Origin of the sequence: Nitrosospira sp. Is2 (genome assembly GCF_033095785.1) — a bacterium.
In the GTDB taxonomy this organism is placed as follows: Bacteria; Pseudomonadota; Gammaproteobacteria; order Burkholderiales; family Nitrosomonadaceae; genus Nitrosospira.
The window spans coordinates 3,450,421-3,465,836 of sequence record NZ_CP137134.1 but is presented as its reverse complement, the minus strand read 5'-3'; the positions used below and the strand labels follow the sequence as shown (position 1 = coordinate 3,465,836).

15 protein-coding genes are annotated in these 15,416 nt (G+C 59.0%); 8 read left to right on the top strand and 7 right to left on the bottom strand.

The annotated features are described in order from the left end of the window. Nucleotides 1-107 precede the first annotated feature (107 nt). Nucleotides 108-698: a hypothetical protein gene (locus tag R5L00_RS15225; protein ID WP_317652626.1), complete on the top strand. Its 591-nt coding sequence runs from the start codon at nt 108-110 to the stop codon at nt 696-698. A 144-nt stretch (nt 699-842) separates the two neighbouring features. Here R5L00_RS15225 and egtB read toward each other — a convergent pair whose 3' ends face one another. Together egtB and R5L00_RS15215 are read right to left on the bottom strand one after the other, a co-directional pair. Then, entirely contained in the window at nt 843-2,240 is a 1,398-nt protein-coding gene (gene egtB, locus R5L00_RS15220; RefSeq protein WP_317652625.1) for an ergothioneine biosynthesis protein EgtB, read from the bottom strand. A 151-nt stretch (nt 2,241-2,391) separates the two neighbouring features. Next, nucleotides 2,392-2,694, bottom strand: coding sequence for a hypothetical protein (locus R5L00_RS15215; protein WP_317652624.1), 303 nt, complete (start codon nt 2,692-2,694; stop codon nt 2,392-2,394). 305 nt (nt 2,695-2,999) lie between these two features. Between R5L00_RS15215 and R5L00_RS15210 the strand changes: the two genes are divergently transcribed. Together R5L00_RS15210 and R5L00_RS15205 are read left to right on the top strand one after the other, a co-directional pair. Then, the gene (locus R5L00_RS15210) at nt 3,000-3,590 is read left to right on the top strand and encodes a hypothetical protein (RefSeq protein ID WP_317652623.1); all 591 of its coding nucleotides are present in this window, start codon (nt 3,000-3,002) and stop codon (nt 3,588-3,590) included. Between the two features lie 13 nt (nt 3,591-3,603). Beyond that, nucleotides 3,604-4,173, top strand: coding sequence for a glycine zipper family protein (locus R5L00_RS15205; RefSeq protein WP_317652622.1), 570 nt, complete (start codon nt 3,604-3,606; stop codon nt 4,171-4,173). 186 nt (nt 4,174-4,359) lie between these two features. On the opposite strand, the gene R5L00_RS15200 is transcribed toward R5L00_RS15205, so the two are convergent. Continuing rightward, nucleotides 4,360-4,629 (bottom strand): hypothetical protein, encoded by a 270-nt coding sequence (locus R5L00_RS15200; RefSeq protein WP_317652621.1) that lies wholly within the window; start codon nt 4,627-4,629, stop codon nt 4,360-4,362. Between the two features lie 92 nt (nt 4,630-4,721). Here R5L00_RS15200 and R5L00_RS15195 point away from each other — a divergent pair, with 92 nt between their 5' ends. Beyond that, on the top strand, nt 4,722-6,455 hold the full coding sequence (locus tag R5L00_RS15195; RefSeq protein WP_317652620.1) for a protein adenylyltransferase SelO: 1,734 nt from the start codon (nt 4,722-4,724) through the stop codon (nt 6,453-6,455). Between the two features lie 136 nt (nt 6,456-6,591). On the opposite strand, the gene R5L00_RS15190 is transcribed toward R5L00_RS15195, so the two are convergent. Continuing rightward, a complete protein-coding gene (locus R5L00_RS15190; protein ID WP_317652619.1) occupies nt 6,592-8,316 on the bottom strand; it encodes a di-heme-cytochrome C peroxidase in 1,725 nt (574 codons plus the stop codon). Between the two features lie 240 nt (nt 8,317-8,556). On the opposite strand from R5L00_RS15190, the gene R5L00_RS15185 reads away from it, so the two are divergent. From R5L00_RS15185 to R5L00_RS15175, 3 genes are all read left to right on the top strand, one after another. Next, complete coding sequence (locus tag R5L00_RS15185; protein ID WP_317652618.1) at nt 8,557-9,048, top strand: MgtC/SapB family protein; 492 nt, start codon at nt 8,557-8,559, stop codon at nt 9,046-9,048. 132 nt (nt 9,049-9,180) lie between these two features. Further along, complete coding sequence (locus R5L00_RS15180) at nt 9,181-9,378, top strand: hypothetical protein (protein ID WP_317652617.1); 198 nt, start codon at nt 9,181-9,183, stop codon at nt 9,376-9,378. 8 nt (nt 9,379-9,386) lie between these two features. Next, the gene (locus R5L00_RS15175) at nt 9,387-10,028 is read left to right on the top strand and encodes a hypothetical protein (protein WP_317652616.1); all 642 of its coding nucleotides are present in this window, start codon (nt 9,387-9,389) and stop codon (nt 10,026-10,028) included. A gap of 81 nt (nt 10,029-10,109) precedes the next feature. On the opposite strand, the gene R5L00_RS15170 is transcribed toward R5L00_RS15175, so the two are convergent. From R5L00_RS15170 to R5L00_RS15160, 3 genes are all read right to left on the bottom strand, one after another. Next, nucleotides 10,110-11,612, bottom strand: a complete 1,503-nt coding sequence (locus R5L00_RS15170; protein WP_317652615.1) for an FAD-dependent oxidoreductase — start codon at nt 11,610-11,612, stop codon at nt 10,110-10,112. A gap of 470 nt (nt 11,613-12,082) precedes the next feature. Next, the gene (locus tag R5L00_RS15165; protein WP_317652614.1) at nt 12,083-13,576 is read right to left on the bottom strand and encodes a hypothetical protein; all 1,494 of its coding nucleotides are present in this window, start codon (nt 13,574-13,576) and stop codon (nt 12,083-12,085) included. Next, nucleotides 13,566-14,054, bottom strand: coding sequence for a MarR family transcriptional regulator (locus R5L00_RS15160; RefSeq protein ID WP_317652613.1), 489 nt, complete (start codon nt 14,052-14,054; stop codon nt 13,566-13,568). Before R5L00_RS15160 ends, R5L00_RS15165 begins: the two co-directional genes overlap by 11 nt. A gap of 263 nt (nt 14,055-14,317) precedes the next feature. Here R5L00_RS15160 and R5L00_RS15155 point away from each other — a divergent pair, with 263 nt between their 5' ends. Next, complete coding sequence (locus tag R5L00_RS15155; RefSeq protein ID WP_317652612.1) at nt 14,318-15,412, top strand: fatty acid desaturase; 1,095 nt, start codon at nt 14,318-14,320, stop codon at nt 15,410-15,412. Nucleotides 15,413-15,416: the final 4 nt, after the last annotated feature.

Here is a 15,416-nt window from a genome sequence, read left to right as displayed (position 1 = left end):
TCGCCCAGGCTTCTGCACTTGCAGAAGATTTGGATCGTCTGGAAAAACCGTGATTGAGGAGCAATTGAGCGGCAATCCCGCATTAACCACTTTGTAAGGAGATCAGCATGAAACAGTCATTACCAGGAAAACCTGATTCACACGCCGGTTCGCGGAGCGTACTCGGGCGAGCCGTGATTTCAGGAACGGTCGGCGGGCTGGCCGCTGCGGCGGCCGCGTCGTTGGCGGGAAAGCGCGAAGACGATCATTATGCCGCGCCCCTCAACGCCACCAGTCACATCATATGGGGCGACGAAGCGGCGTATCAGGATAAGCCATCACTGAAGTACACGCTTACCGGCTTCTTGCTGAATCATGCCTCAGCGATATTCTGGGCTATATTCTACGAGAAGCTGCTGGGGAGAGGTGAGAGCCGCGCGGACCAGGGTGCCCTCCACCCGACGAATTGGAACGAAGGTCCGCTCCATGATTCATCGAATATCGCGTCACAAGCCAGGCCCATGCTCGAGCCCATCCTGGATGCGGCAGCGGTGACCGCGGCCGCTTATGTTACCGACTATTATCTGGTCCCTAAACGCTTCACGCCCGGCTTCGAAAAGCGTCTCTCGGGAAAATCGCTGTTCGCGGTATTTGTCGCGCTGGCCGCGGGGCTTGCCGCCCGCGACGTGATTCGGGCGACGAAGGCGCCGCGGAAATAGTTTCCGCGGGTCGCGACGGACGTCAAGCCCTCTCGGGCGAGGGACCGGAGGTTGCCGCCCCCAGGCCGGCCGGGTGGCGGCTTGCGGTTCCCTTTCGGCGCCAGATCCCTGCCAGGACAACACTGAACCGATGGCGTTATTTTGCTACATCGCTACATTGCGCGCCAGGCGAATGCCCGACAGCTGCCAGCAGGTGCTGGCGGGCAAGAAGTTGCGGAAACTGGCGCGAATGCGCTCGCGGGGAATAAGGCAGGACCCGCCCCGCAGTACATACTGGTTCACCATGGACCGGCTGTTGTATTCACCCACTGCTTCATCCCAGACCACCGACATCGGTTCGTTTTCGTTGGGCTTGGCGGGGTTGTAACCCGGATAGGGGGAATAACTCGACTGCGTCCATTCCCACGCGTCCCCGTACAGCTGGTCCAGGCGGGGGCCCGCGCCCGCATCAGGGCGAGCCGTGCCAGCCGGGCAGGGATGAAAGCGATCGTTGTCGGCGAAACATCCGTCTATTTCCTGTTGCGATGCGGCATGCTCCCATTCGGCTTCGCTCGGCAGCCGCGCGCCGGCCCAGCGGGCATAGGCGTCAGCCTCGAACAAGGAAATGTGGATCACGGGCAGGTTCGGATCCAGCGGGATCAGCCCGGCAAGCGTGAATTCCCGCCATCCGCCGTCCTCGCCCCGCCAGTAAAGCGGGTGCCGCTGTTCGTGGGCCTTCATCCAGTCCCAGCCCTCCGAAAGCCAGAAACTAGGGTCTTTATACCCTCCGGCATTCATGAATTCGAGATACTCGCCGTTAGTGACGAGGCGTGAAGCAAGCTGATAGGGTTCCAGGAATTGCCTGTGCCGCGGGGATTCGTTGTCGTAGCTGAATCCATCGCCGTCGTAGCCAATCTCCACCAGACCGCCTTCGAACCTGCGCCACTCCAGCGCATGGGGAGCGGGGGAAGGGGCCACCCGAGCCGCTGTCCATGCTGGTCTGGACCTTGCATAGGAGACATTGAGCGGACTTTGGGAGAGAAGATGCTTGATGTCGGCGAGGATAAGTTCCTGATGCTGTTGCTCATGGTGCATGCCCAGGACGGTCAGCATGCGCAGCATTTCACCGGCGGCTTCCGCCTTGCCTGCCTGGCTTGCCTGGCCTGCCTGATTTAGGACCTGCGCCATCCGTTCGTCCACGTTGCGGCAGTAATCGCGCGTTTCGGACAGGGACGGGCGCGTAAAGAGCCCCCGCTTGGGGTCAGGATGGGTTTGACCCGATTTGTTATAGGAACTGAACATGGCGCAGAAAGCCGGGTGATAAGGCTTGAACCCCTGCTCGTAGTGCTGCAGCACGAACGTTTCAAAGAACCATGCGATATGGCCGAGGTGCCACTTGACCGGACTGGTTTCCGGCATCGACTGAACGCAACAATCCTCGTCAAGCAGCGGCTCGATCAAGCCCAGCGTCCGGCCGCGGATCGCGGAATATTTATCGAATAATGAAGAAGAGGCCGTCGAAGAAGGGGTCGTGGAAGAGGAGGTCATCGAAGAAGCGGTCATAAGGCTCTCCTAAGGTAAACGTTTAGGTAAAACTTCGCGAAAAACACCTTCAAGGTGAAAGTTCCGAATGGGACCGCGGACTATAAGACCCGCTAGCGTTGGCCGAAGTTTCGGCTACCTATAGTCTCCGTAGATTTGGCAGATCGCGCAACTACAATATGCGGATCTCCTGGGCCCGGATTACCAGCTCGTCCTGGCTGAACCGCTTTTCAAGTTTTTTGCGGTAGCTGTTCCACCAGTTCTCGTCGAGATTCTCCACCATGACTTCATACACGATAATCTCATCGTGAACAGTGCCGCCATCCTTCTCCTGCCATACCCCGCTCGCAGGGGTGCGGGTATAAGCGGTTAGTCCGCCAAACTGTTTCACAAGTTCTTCCCGAACCTGCTCAAACAGTGCCTTCGAAAAGCGCTCACCGCCGTTGCTCCACAGCGGCAGCAAGAGTTGGGCCATGTACATGTGGTTCCGTTTGCTCCCGGGTTTTGGTCGATTGGATTTAATATCACACTTCAGCCTGGAATTCGAACTTTTTCCGCAAAATCAAGCCAAAGTCATAGTCTGGCGTAGCGATGCAAACCGGGTTAGAACCGTGAATCAGGCATGAAGCTGGATCGGTTTGGGGTTAGCTACACGAAGCGAAGGCGAAGGGTCCCGATGGCAGGATCTGGCAGGATCCAATCTATGCAAGCGCGGCCTGTAACAAGCCATCTCAGGCACTATTGTAAGTTACGAATGCGCTGACGGGAACAGGAGTCTACGTGACGATTAAATCAGCATGCCTCATCCTTTCTATGCTCGGACTGTTCTCTGCGGGTTCCACATGGGCCGACGGGCACGGCGGTGATGGAGGGGGCGGGGGGCACGATGGCGGCCACGGAGGTGGCGGCGGGCACCACGGCGGCCACGATGGGGGCGGGCACCATGGGGGGCACCACCATGGGGGGCACCACCACGGCGGGCATCATCACCATACAAGCGTAGGCTTTTATGGCATAGGTGGCTTCTATCCCGGCTGGGGTTATGGGGGATATGGCGGCTATGGCGGATACGGCTGGGGCCTCGGGTATGGCTTTGGCCCGGGGAATTACGGCGGCTATCGCGGATATGGGGGATATGGAGGATATGGAGGGTATGGTTTCGGCTTCGGCGCCCCATATTACCCACCTGTGGTCACGGTGCCCGTCACCCCCCCCGTTTATATTCAACGGGAGGAGGCGCGGCCTCTAAACCCGCCCCAGAAACCGGCCAATTATTGGTATTATTGCAGGAATCCGGACGGGTACTACCCCTACGTGAAGAAATGCCCAGGAGGCTGGATGCAGGTCGCGCCCCAGCCGGCAGATCAATAAACAAGGGATAATCATGTCATCCACGCTTAAAGCAGCTTCCCATCGAGTAGCCTTCCAGCGGGTAGCCCCCATTTTGCTGGTCTTGCTGCTGGCCTCCTGCGCAACCATACCGAGCGGTCCGAGCATCATGGCGTTGCCTGGCTCGGGCAAGTCCTTCGACCAGTTTCGCAGCGACGATGTGTACTGCAAGCAGTATGCGCTTGAACAAGTGCAGGAAATGACGCCCAACCGGGCCGCGATATTGAGCGGGGCGGGAACTGCGGCCCTTGGCACCGCAGTGGGCGCCGCGGCCGGCGCGGCATTCGGAGGGGCAAGCGGCGCAGCGATAGGAGCAGGCAGCGGCCTGTTGGGAGGCACCCTGATGGGGTCGGGCACCTCCAGGGCCTCGGGAGATATCCGGCAGCAACGCTATGACATCGGGTACACCCAGTGCATGTACGGCAAAGGTCATCGGGTGCCGGTTTCCGGCCAGATCCTGGACAGCGGCGCAAACCGGGGATATGACTCGCCATCGCAGCCTTCTTCATCCGGTTCCATGCCTCCTCCCCCGCCGCCCGGCAGCCCGCCTCCGCCCCCCCAGTAGTTCTTCGGGATTGGTCGAATCGCGTGAAGAACGGGGATATGTAGTAGTCTCTTTGCCGAAGGGCAAAAAGCGCGATCAGGCATTCAGCGATTCGGAGTAGAGGCGCCAGTTCGAGAGCGCGATCTCGTTGCGACACTCTCTATGGATGCGGATCCTGGACAAACTGGCCTTAATCAGAGCAAAGTATCAGGATTTACGCGGCTCCTTCCGCCGATGGATCATCTTGTCCAGCTTATCCAGTTCGATGCGGGCTTTCTTGGCGGCTTGTTCGTTTTTCTTGATTAACTCTTTTTGCACCATCTGTGCGAAGGCAACCAGGTCCTGTCGAGGGTACTCGTCCTGTACCCCGCACTCATGAAAGAAGTCCGCGACCCAGCGCGCGCCGGGTTCGCTGTCTCCGTGTTCCCGCGCATACTCGTCCGCCGCCATTTTTACATAGTCCGAGAGTTTGGGCATGCCGGCTTCCTCTGCTTCCTATAACGTTTCTGTTTGAATTTTCATCAATTATGAGTGTCAACTATTGCGTTCCATTCTCATCATGAAAACAAATGAGCCAGAGCAACCTTCAGCCTAGCACTCCTCCCGCTCCTGCGGCCAAGCTTGTCGCCCTGAACGATCTCAAATTCGACAACCGCTTCGTCCGGGAGTTGCCGGGAGATCCGGAGACGCGCAACGGTTCGCGGCAGGTGAGAGACGCGTGTTATACACGCGTGGAGCCCACACCCGTGAACGCGCCAAGGCTGCTCGCCTGGTCGGATCCGGTGGGGGAAATGCTCGGCATCGCGCGTCCGCTCTCGGCTACTGGACCGGAGGCCCAGGTCCTGGCCGGCAATCGCGTTCTACCCGGCATGGAGCCCTACGCCGCGCGCTACGGCGGACATCAATTCGGCCATTGGGCGGGCCAGCTCGGGGATGGGCGGGCGATGACTCTTGGGGAAGTGCTCGGTCCCGACGGTATTCGCCGCGAGTTGCAGCTCAAGGGCGCAGGCAGAACGCCGTACTCTCGTACCGCCGACGGCCGGGCGGTATTGCGCTCTTCGGTGAGGGAATTTCTCTGCAGCGAAGCCATGCACTACCTCGGCGTGCCTACTACACGGGCGTTGAGTCTGGTTGCCACCGGAGACGCGGTGATGCGGGACATGTTTTATAATGGTAATCTCCAGGCCGAACCGGGTGCTGTCGTGTGCCGGGTCGCCCCTTCATTCATTCGTTTCGGCAATTTCGAGATATTTTCCGCCCACGGGGAGCTGGAGCTGCTCAAAAGGCTCGCCGACTTTGTAATCGCTGAATACTTTCCCGAATTGCGCCTGCCTGGTCCCGCCGCAGCTTCCGCTGCCGCATCCGTTTCGCCGTCGTCGTCGCCGGACCATTCTGTGTATGCGCGCTGGTTCGAGGAAATCTGCGGCCGCACAGGGACGCTGATCGCGCATTGGATGCGAGTCGGCTTTGTCCATGGCGTAATGAATACCGACAACATGTCAATATTGGGCCTCACGATCGACTACGGCCCCTATGGCTGGCTGGAGGGATTCGATCTGCATTGGACGCCTAATACCACGGACGCACAGGGAAGACGTTACTGCTATGGAAACCAGCCGGGAATTGCGCAATGGAATCTTGTCCGGCTTGGGAACGCGCTTGCCCCACTGATCAACGATGATGTGGAACTGGAGCGAGGACTGGCGGTTTTTGCCGAAACCTTCGAGCAAGCCTGGCGCGGCATGCTTGCGGACAAGCTCGGGCTGGTCTCACTGGGGCAGGAAGGGGATGACGCCTTGCTGGCCGACATGTTCGAATTGCTGCAGCAGGTGGAAACGGACATGACGCTTTTTTTCCGCGGCCTGATGAACATTCCCCTGGACAGCTCATTTGAAACGATCGACAGCGCAGGCGGCGAAGTCGCCCTGGCAGGCATGCTGCGGCGGGCGTTCTATGATGAGGCGCAGGCTTTTGCCCCCCAGCACCTGACGCGGCTCGCCTCCTGGCTGCGCCGTTATGTCGCCCGCACCCGTCTGGACCGGCGGGATGGGCTGGGCGCGGAGTCAACGGATGCACGTTACCAGCGTATGAGTCGCGCCAACCCCAAGTATGTGCTGCGCAATTATCTGGCGCAGCAGGCAATCGAGGCGCTGGAAAGGGACGACGCGACGGTAATTGAACGAATCATGAATGTGTTGCGCAATCCGTATGACGAGCAACCCGAGCATGACGAACTGGCGGAGAAGCGCCCTGAATGGGCACGCCACAAGGCGGGATGCTCGGCGCTGTCATGCAGTTCGTAATGCTTGCTGCAGTATGAGATGCAACAGGGGATAACGGATCCGCAATCAAACGCCTGTCCAGACCGAAAAAATCGAAGGGTAAATGGGGGCAGCTCCTGGCGCGTGAGAGCGCCGGAAGCTGCCGAGGGCTGCAAGACTAAAGGGTCTTGAGATATTCGAGCAACGCTTTTTTCTCTTCCGGCGAAAGGGTAGTGCCGAATTCATGGCCGCAGCGGCTGTTTCCCGAATTGCGGTCGCTGCAGTCCGTGGTTTGCAAAGTATAGTCGAACCTGGTCTGTTCGGCGGCGAGGCCAACATTGACCAGGTCATAGGCCGGCCCGATCTTGAACGAACTGACGCGTTCGGCTGCCGGTTTCAGTAACTCGGCCAGTGTTGGCACCGAGCCATTATGCAGATACGGAGCCGCGGCCCAGATGCCCTCAAGCACGCGCGCTTCATAGGCATACGAAGGCGTTCCCTTTGCCACTGCCGCGGGTACCCTGAAAGCGCCTTTTAGCGATGCTGTTTCCGGCGGAAAGGGCGATGGCGCATCTTTGAGTGCGCCCGTTGTCTGGCGCTGACCCTCCGCTTGCATCAATACCGGCACATAGTGCTGGAGAATGGAGCCGATTACCGCTGTTCCCAGCACGTTGAACGCGGTATCGACGGGTTTGAGCGGTCCATCAAGAAACGGGATTTTAGCGCCTTCCAGCACCCCCGTCTTCACCGTCCAGCCGAGCACGCTGTATTCGCGCGAATCGGTACCGACATCCTGTACGGGCGTCGCCCAGGTCTTTTGGTCGAAAAAGCGGGTTTCGCCGGGGCGGATTGCATGACAATCGGCACAGCCGCCCTGCGCGGTCGTGCGGGCAAAAATCTCCTTGCCTTTGCTGGCAAGTGCTTGATCGATCTGCCATGGCCATTTGGGTGCCCCGATCTTGCGCACCAAATCCTCCAGCGCATGCAGGCCCTGGAAATTCGCGGAGTTATGGTGCAGGTAATCGATGCCCAGCAGTCGCCAGGAATCCTTTTTCGGATGAAACACGCCGAACACGCCGTAAACCTCCCCGAGATTACGGGCCAGCCCCAGAATATTATTGCCGTTGTCCGCGAAGCCGGGCCACTGAGTCTTGTCCTGAATCGCCGCGTTCCAGAGGAATGGATAGCGGACCGGCGCGGTTGCAGGCTTGATATTCTCGGGAATCATGTAAGTGGGCGGCGGCCCGATATCGAGGCCGGTGAGACGATTGAAAATCATCGACACGGCGTCCAGCCTTGCCGGGCCCCATGCGGGCGACGGCAAGGCTCGCTTCACGAGGGTATGATAGGGCAGGTGCCACGCCTGCACCGCTGCACGCAACTTTGTCTTTTCATCCGGCGTCGGCGACGGCCCCAGCACCGCGCGGGCGAAATCGGCAAATGCCCGCGCATCCGTAAGCACCGTATGCACCGCCTGATCCAGATCGGCGAGGAAACTCTGGAAGTCGACGATGCCGGGACCGCCGTCTATGCGATAGGGAATACCATCGACTTCGATCTGACGGGTATGGCAGGCAGAGCAATTCATGCCGATTTCCTGGCCATCGCTCCCGGCGGCGACGGTAAAGCCGACCGGCAGCCCGGCGGGCCGGCTTTCCTCGTTGGGCAGATAACCATAGCGGCCGAGGCTCGCCGCCATGAAGGGTTCGCCATTGGGCTGCTTCAGGGCGGCGATCCAGCGTAACGGCATGATGCGAGAACCCTGATCGCGACTGTAGAAGTCTTTGCGCGTATCGGCAGTCCAGCTGGTGCCCTGATTGGTGTCTACCGGCGTACCCGCGAATGCAGGCAGTGGCGCAAGCAGCGGGAGCACGGCGATCAAAAATGCAAGTCCGGCTTTCATTGTTTTCCCCCTTTCGAGTTGTCTTGGCGTTGATCTGGAATTTGCCTTATTCCGGTTAACGGCAGCTCATCAATAAAATGAAGCGTGAGCTAAAATGGACACGCCGCGACAGTGAAGAGGCAGAGATGCGACTAGAATAGATAGTCAGCCGAACGGTGCAATTATTCGCCGCAGGATTGTCGGATCGCGCCGGGTCTTGCAGCCGTCCGGTCAAGAGGAGATAAACAGCGAGAGGTGTCTATGAGCGAAGGGTGGCAAGAAATCTGGGAAGTTGTGGGAGCAGAATTTTCCGATCTGCCGACCACGGCCGAGTTCATACGCGTTGCCTTGCGGCTCGTAATCGCTGCCGCGCTAGGGGCCTTGCTGGGGTTGGAGCGGGAGCACAGCGGCAAGGCGGCCGGCATGCGCACGCATATGCTGGTCGCGGTCGGCGCCGCGCTTCTGGTGCTCGTTCCTCAGCAGATGCACATGTCCGATGCCGATTTGTCCCGCATCATCCAGGGCGTGGTGACAGGTATCGGGTTCCTGGGCGCCGGGACCATCCTTAAAAGCACAAGCGTAAGCGAGGCAACCGTAAAGGGCCTGACGACCGCGGCTGGCTTATGGCTGACGGCGGCTATCGGCATCACCGCAGGGTTGGGGCGCGAGGCTTCTGCCGTTCTAAGCACGGTCCTGGCGCTGGTCATATTGCACCTCGTGCCCCATATATGGCCCAAGGCGGGCAGGCCTTGAGCCATGAAAAAAATATCCGCCGCCGTTCAATGCTGAAACTGCGCGCCTTTGGTCTGCTCCCAGCGATGGGATGCAGTGCCTGCCGGTCTGTTTTCTCTCTATTTTCCCCTCGGGTTGCAGCATCCGGAATAAATGGCTAATCTTCAAGTGCTGGCATGGCGTCAGCGCGATTGGTTCGGGCCGTCAGGTTGGGCCCTGGTTCCGCCTTTTTTCGCACCCCCCGGGCCGTCCCTGCGGGAATTTTTGTTGCGCCAGCTTCACGCTTCCTGGCCCGTCAGGGGTCTGTCGCGCCTGTTTCGCCTGCTTCTGAAGCAGGATGCCAATCTATAGGAGCATGAATGAATCTCGGCCTGTCCCCGATGCTGGTTGCCGGCATCACTCTGGTGGCGCTTGCGGGATGCGGTGCGCGCCCGCCCGTGAAGTCATTTTTAGGCGCTTCTTATCCGCAAGTCGGCTATAGGGAAATACAGCCGCGCTCCGCGCCTCTGCGCCTGCATCTTGCGGTCGAGTTTCAGCGAAACGGCGAGCCTTTCCCCAAGGGCGACGTGCCGCTTAAGGACTATTCAAACAGGATACTGGTGAATTCGGGCGTGATACTGCCGGTGGAGGAGGGCGGCGAGGGAGAAATCAGGATCGTGCTGAACAATATCGCTGACGCGGATACGGTTGCCGTGGAAACGGCTCGCAGGGGACTCCCGCTGTGGATGCTGGGCAAGACCATTACCGACGCCTATGAGATGTCGGTAATCCTTACCTCCGGAGGCAGATCGGCCAGGTGGACCGGCATCAAGCACGCGGTGCATACCGCTATCGGTAACATGGCGGTGCCGGAAGGGGTGCAGTCCTTTCCCCAAAATCAGGCTTTCGCGAAGGTGCTCGAGCAAATGCTGCTGCGGGCGCTGAAAGACATGCAGCGGAGCGGCGAACTCGCTGCTCCGCCGTTGAAGACAGGGTCGGGCCCCGCCGATCGGCTCAGGTAGAACAGTGTCCACCTGCATCGGGCGGGACCCGGACGGTAATAGAGATGTCCCTATATGCCGGGCGTGCTCCGGCGCGCAGGCTTATTCGACGTCTTGCAGAAAATGGCGCTGCAGCGGCTCGGTTGCAGGCCCCTCGATCACAGTCCCGTCGGGCGCGAAGCGGCTCCCGTGGCAGGGACAATCCCAGCTTTTTTCGACGCTGTTCCAGTGCACCTTGCACTTCATGTGGGTGCAGACCGGTGAGACAAGCAACAGGTTGCCGTTGGGGTCCATGTAGGCTGCCAGTGACTCGCCGGCGACTTTCACGATGTCGCCCTTGCCGGGCATGAGCTGCGATAACGGAATCCCGGGCCGGTCCGTCACGTAATCCTTGATGAAGGATTTCAACACCGCCACGTTCTCTTCCACCAGGCCCTTCGCCCCTTTCACGGGTGAAAAGCGGCTTGGCTTGACGAGCGGTGCGAACAGGTTGTCGCGGCCGATGATCTCGTCCGTGATAATGGATGCGGCAACCGTTCCCCAGGTGAGCCCGTCGGTCTCAAAGCCGGTCGCAATAAAGCACCCGGTAGCGTCCTTGCCGATGTAGGGCAGGCTGTCAGCGGCGGCGTAATTCTGGGCAGACCAGCGAAATGCGATATCGCGCACATGAAAGTGCGCAGCGGCGGCCGCTTCAAGCCGGTCGAGGTTGATGTTGGCGTCTTCCTGCCCGGTCTTGTGCTCCTCGCCGACACAGATCAGGTAGGTTTCATCATCGACCCCCAGCTCGCGGGCCGAGATCCGGTCCACGCCGCTGCCCCAGAATATGCCGGCGGGAAACCCATCCTTCTCGATGCGGGTGGCGAGCCCATACTCGCGGTTCACCACCATTCCGGCCTGCACCAGGTGCAGGCCCTTCGGTGAGTGGGTGGCGAGAACGATATGCTTCGCACTCACCTTCCCGCGGACGGTGCGCACCACGCGCTGATCCGTATCCACTTCCAGAACCATGGAATCTTCAAAGATAAGGCAACCATGCCCTGCTGCCTGGCGGGCCAGCTCGCGCACGTACGCCTGTGGATGAAACTGGGCCTGATTATCCAGGACCATCACCTGTCCGTGCGGCGGGTGGAAGGGCGGGGGGAGGGAGGGTTCCCAACGCACCCTCAATCCAGCATCAAGCGAGCCCTGGTATTCCTTTTCCACGCGCTCCTTCCCCTCCTCCGAGGTCGCATAGCGATAGAGCGCGCAACGGCGGAAACCGCACCCGATTCCGTACTTCTGTACCCGGCGCTCGATCTGATCGACCGCTTCACGGCGGGCTACGGTAACCGCATGCGCGACGTCTTTGTCCCACCGGTCGATAATACGGTGTATGCCGCGGCTGACGGTCTCGTACAGATTGCCGGTGGAGTTGCCGGTGCTGCCGAAGCCCGCGTCGCGCGCCTCCAGCAATACAGCCGGAATGCCTTGCTCGGCGAGATTCAAGGCGAGTGTGACGCCGGTGATGCCGCCGCCCACGATCACAACATCGGTAGCGATATCCCCCTGGAGGGATGGAAGAGCGGCTTTAGGCGCCGTTGCGCGCCAGACAGAAGTTGTGTCCACGATATATCCTCTTTTTATCTAAAGTTGTTGATATCGTCCACCATCCCCACAGGCCCAGGTCCGGTTGCCCGCGCGATTAGACGAGGCGACGGCAAAGAGCAGGGGGATGGGGCAACCGCTATCGTTGAACAGAAGCCTGTTTTTTTCTGTGCGCTACGGCACAAAGGTCATTCATATGGTGTCCGTGCCGTTCAGATTCAGCACCTCTTTCGGAATGCTCGTCTCCACGCTGCAGATGAGATGGGTCAGATGCGGGGGTACGGTTTTGGCATGTGCGGAAATACTTTTCCATTAAGACCTCTAGGTCGATTCGAATCCCGCGCCGAGATTACAACTGTCGCAAGGATGAGATTTAATATCGGAAATTATTGCGTATTTTCAAGTTCGGCAGGCCGCGAGCCCCCCGGTCCAAGCATCGCGCGTTGGGTCCAACAAGCCCTAAGATGCGATGGTTACGCAACCAGACGAGGCTAGCGGATGATCTTGTGCACCCGGTAGAGCATCTTGTCGAGTTTCTGCGGCAATTTGACTTTTTCGATCACGGACTCAGCGATGGCCGGGGTGAACTGATTGGCCAGCAGCGCGGTCACCGGCCCAAAAGCCGCCGCGGCCGCGAGCCAAGGCATGGTCACGCCTAATCCAAAATAGGCAAGCGGACCGGGCAAGGCCGCCAATGCCGAGGTCCCGGCGGTAAACATCTTCGCCAGTTTTTTTTCCCCGGCGATGAGCTCGAGCGATTCCGATTCGATCGCATTGTATTGCCTGATCAGGTCCTCCAGTTCCGCCTGCTTGCCATCAACATAAGAGGCGGCACCCAACTGCTGGAGGATTTTCGCCGCTGACCTGAGCTTGAGGCGATTGCGCTGAAGAACATCAATCAGCGAATCGATCATGGCGTCGGTGAACACGATTTCTCCCGGATCGGCGCTGAGCTGAAGTTTTAGGCTGGCCACGCTGCGCGCGTTAAGGGGCGACTTCCGGTCGAAAAGGCAATACAGGAACTGGTCGATTATTTCGTCATATTCGGGGTCGCGATGAACCGGGTCTTGAGGAGTGGTACGCAGCCTTATCAGCTCCTTGTACTCGTCAGGCGTGATGTTGTAGGTGGTTCCAAACGAAGCCGTAATTGGCGCGGTGAAGTTGAGGTGGAAAATCCGCGCGAGGCGCATGAACTTCGTCAGGTCTTCCACCGAGCGGGGGGCGGAATTGATCGCCTCCATGAGCTGCCGGTTGATTTCATACGGGAGATACCCTTCAACCGCGCGTAGGTAGGCATATTGCCAGGAAACGGCTTCGACGGTGGTGCGCCTGCCGCGAAAATATGCGTTTTGCACGCGCGGATCGTTGTCCGCCGATTTGGCATATTCGTTGCCGACATCGCGTAATACCTGCGCCGCCTCTTCGCGGTAGGCTTCGTAACGGGGCGCCGCGCTACCGCTGCTGTTACCGCTACCGCTGCTGCGGATGTACCACCGGCTTCTCTCGAGGTGTTTGGAAATGGCCGCGTCGAATATGCCCTTGCGAACGGCGCTGCCAATGTACACGCTGCCCGAGTCAAGAACCTTCTCAAGTTTCGCCTGCTGCGCGACATGCCCTTTCAGCCCATTTCGCAGATCGGAATCGTAATCCCTCAGGTTCAGGTAAATGAAACCACTTCCCGCGAGCTTGCAGAGCGAAGCCATGCTCAAGCCAAAGGGCGTATCCGAGGCCAGCGTTGCAAGCGTCAGGTCGACTGTCAGCTTGGGCTGCGTCATCAGTTGCAACGGCAGCGGCAGCGAGTCGATCCAGCTTCCCGCTTCGTTCGCCACAGTGCCGAAGCCCTGCATTACCGCCGCCATGGTCTGCCTGGACAGGTCGGCAAAGTCTGAGATGTCCAAGTGCTGGGGAAGTTTCTGGCTAGATGCTGCCTGCGCGGCCTGGCGTTGCTGCTGGTCGTGAAGCTTTTCAAGGTCGTCAGGCGTCATGTTCGGCTCCCCCGTAAGCGCTCCGATCTCCCATCGCGACGTCGCCGCGGGGAAATGCCTCGAATACCGAAATGGAGTAATCGAGGAATAACTCGATTTTGCGCTTGAGATCGGCCGACATCGTAATTCGCCTGGAACGGAGATCGCCGGGATCGGCCTGCTCTACGAGCAGGCCGTTATCGATCGCGATCTGAATGTATTTGATTGCCGTTCGCTGGCTGACATTCGGCATGAGCTGATACAGCTCGGATTTGCGAAAAGTTTCCATGAGGCCACCCGAACCATTGCGGCTATTCAGGCCATTTCGGCCATCGCGGGCTTTATTCGATCTCAGCCACATCCTGGTGAACAGATCGTAATAATTCAGGTCGTGGAAGAGTCTGTCGCCCATCACCTCTACCCAGTACTGGTCGGTATCGTTGAGCAGGTCGATGAACTCGCGACGCCTCGTGTCGGAGTAGCGGCAAGGTGTATTCATTATGGTCCTGGTTCCCCGGATATGAGGTGCGCGCATGGGCCATTGCAACTGGTCCAAACGGCTGAGGGAAATTATACGTCTTTATTATTCATAAAATTACATGTATTATTACATGTATCAATTATCGGTGGTGCGGGTTGATGAAAGGGCAACGAAGCAACAACCGGATATTGACCCTGACGGATTCAATGCCAACGGTCCCCGTCACGAGTCGTTTGCAGTGTTCGCTGCTGCTGTGACTATGACAGAAGGAAAAGCACATAATGATGATGTTCAGAAGAATTGAAGAAACCTGTTTTCGTTACAAAGGCAGCCTGATCCCGAGCATCTCGGCGCTGCTTTACTGCCACCTGGCCTATTTCGGCGGAGCTGCGCTCGTCCTGTCGCTGAATCCCGTCCTGATGGGAATCGGTACTATCGGGCTGACGCACGGCATGGTCATCGCCGCGTACCTCATCCACGACTGCGCCCACAACGCCCTGTTCAAGTCGCCGCATCATAATGCCCTTATGGGAAGCCAGTTAAACTGGCTCACAGGTGGGTGTTATGGAACGTATGCGGACCTGCGCGCACAGCATATGCGACACCACGTCGATCATGCCGACATTATTGGCTTCGACTACCGACCATACCTCGTGCGCCATCCAGTCCAGCTCAGGATTGTAAAAGCACTGGAGTGGCTTTATGTGCCGGCGGTGGAAATCATCATGCATGGGGCGCTCGTGATCGCGCCGTTTATCGTTGAGGAAAAGAAAAATCAGAGGCTGCGGACCGCAATGGTAATCGCCGTGCGCTTCAGCCTGCTGGCCGTGCTGTTCCTGTATTCGGCTGCAGCCTATGCGTGTTACCTCTTTGCCTATGTCCTGTTCCTGACGATCTTGCGCTTCATGGATGCGCTGCAGCACAACTACGAAATCGTCTTGCCCTCGCGCAAGGGGCGCGCGGCGCATGAGGGGCTGGAGGGGCCCGAGGAGTTCGGAGCACCGGGCCGTAGAGGCGATCGGGCGTATGAGCATGCGCATACATTCAGTAACCCGGTTTCCGTTGCGCGCCCGTGGCTGAATCTCGTGACGCTCAATTTCGGCTACCACAATGCGCATCATGCGCGGCCCACCGCGCCGTGGCACGCGTTGCCGGCCCTGCATAACGAGTTATACGGCCGGGTATCCGGGGAACAGCGGGGCAACGAGGCGATATTCGCGATTCCGTTTCTCAAGCAGCTATCGAGCTTTCATAGCGGCAGGGTAGCCAGAATTCTGGGCGATGATTGCGAAACGAAAGGCAACAGGTTTGCGCAACGCCTGGAGCACGGGCGAGCCGTTGGCGCCACCGGCATGTCTTTTCTCACGCCAGTGTGAGGGA

Bases quoted from the DNA above. Each gene is read 5' to 3' on its own strand.
- R5L00_RS15175 (WP_317652616.1), top strand. From the start codon at position 9,387: ATGAATCTCGGCCTGTCCCCGATGCTGGTTGCCGGCATCACTCTGGTG.
- R5L00_RS15200 (WP_317652621.1), bottom strand. From the start codon at position 4,629: ATGCCCAAACTCTCGGACTATGTAAAAATGGCGGCGGACGAGTATGCG.
- R5L00_RS15155 (WP_317652612.1), top strand. From the start codon at position 14,318: ATGATGATGTTCAGAAGAATTGAAGAAACCTGTTTTCGTTACAAAGGC.
- R5L00_RS15225 (WP_317652626.1), top strand. From the start codon at position 108: ATGAAACAGTCATTACCAGGAAAACCTGATTCACACGCCGGTTCGCGG.
- R5L00_RS15195 (WP_317652620.1), top strand. From the start codon at position 4,722: ATGAGCCAGAGCAACCTTCAGCCTAGCACTCCTCCCGCTCCTGCGGCC.
- R5L00_RS15185 (WP_317652618.1), top strand. From the start codon at position 8,557: ATGAGCGAAGGGTGGCAAGAAATCTGGGAAGTTGTGGGAGCAGAATTT.
- R5L00_RS15215 (WP_317652624.1), bottom strand. From the start codon at position 2,694: ATGGCCCAACTCTTGCTGCCGCTGTGGAGCAACGGCGGTGAGCGCTTT.
- R5L00_RS15205 (WP_317652622.1), top strand. From the start codon at position 3,604: ATGTCATCCACGCTTAAAGCAGCTTCCCATCGAGTAGCCTTCCAGCGG.
- R5L00_RS15190 (WP_317652619.1), bottom strand. From the start codon at position 8,316: ATGAAAGCCGGACTTGCATTTTTGATCGCCGTGCTCCCGCTGCTTGCG.
- R5L00_RS15165 (WP_317652614.1), bottom strand. From the start codon at position 13,576: ATGACGCCTGACGACCTTGAAAAGCTTCACGACCAGCAGCAACGCCAG.
- R5L00_RS15160 (WP_317652613.1), bottom strand. From the start codon at position 14,054: ATGAATACACCTTGCCGCTACTCCGACACGAGGCGTCGCGAGTTCATC.
- egtB (WP_317652625.1), bottom strand. From the start codon at position 2,240: ATGACCGCTTCTTCGATGACCTCCTCTTCCACGACCCCTTCTTCGACG.
- R5L00_RS15180 (WP_317652617.1), top strand. From the start codon at position 9,181: ATGGCTAATCTTCAAGTGCTGGCATGGCGTCAGCGCGATTGGTTCGGG.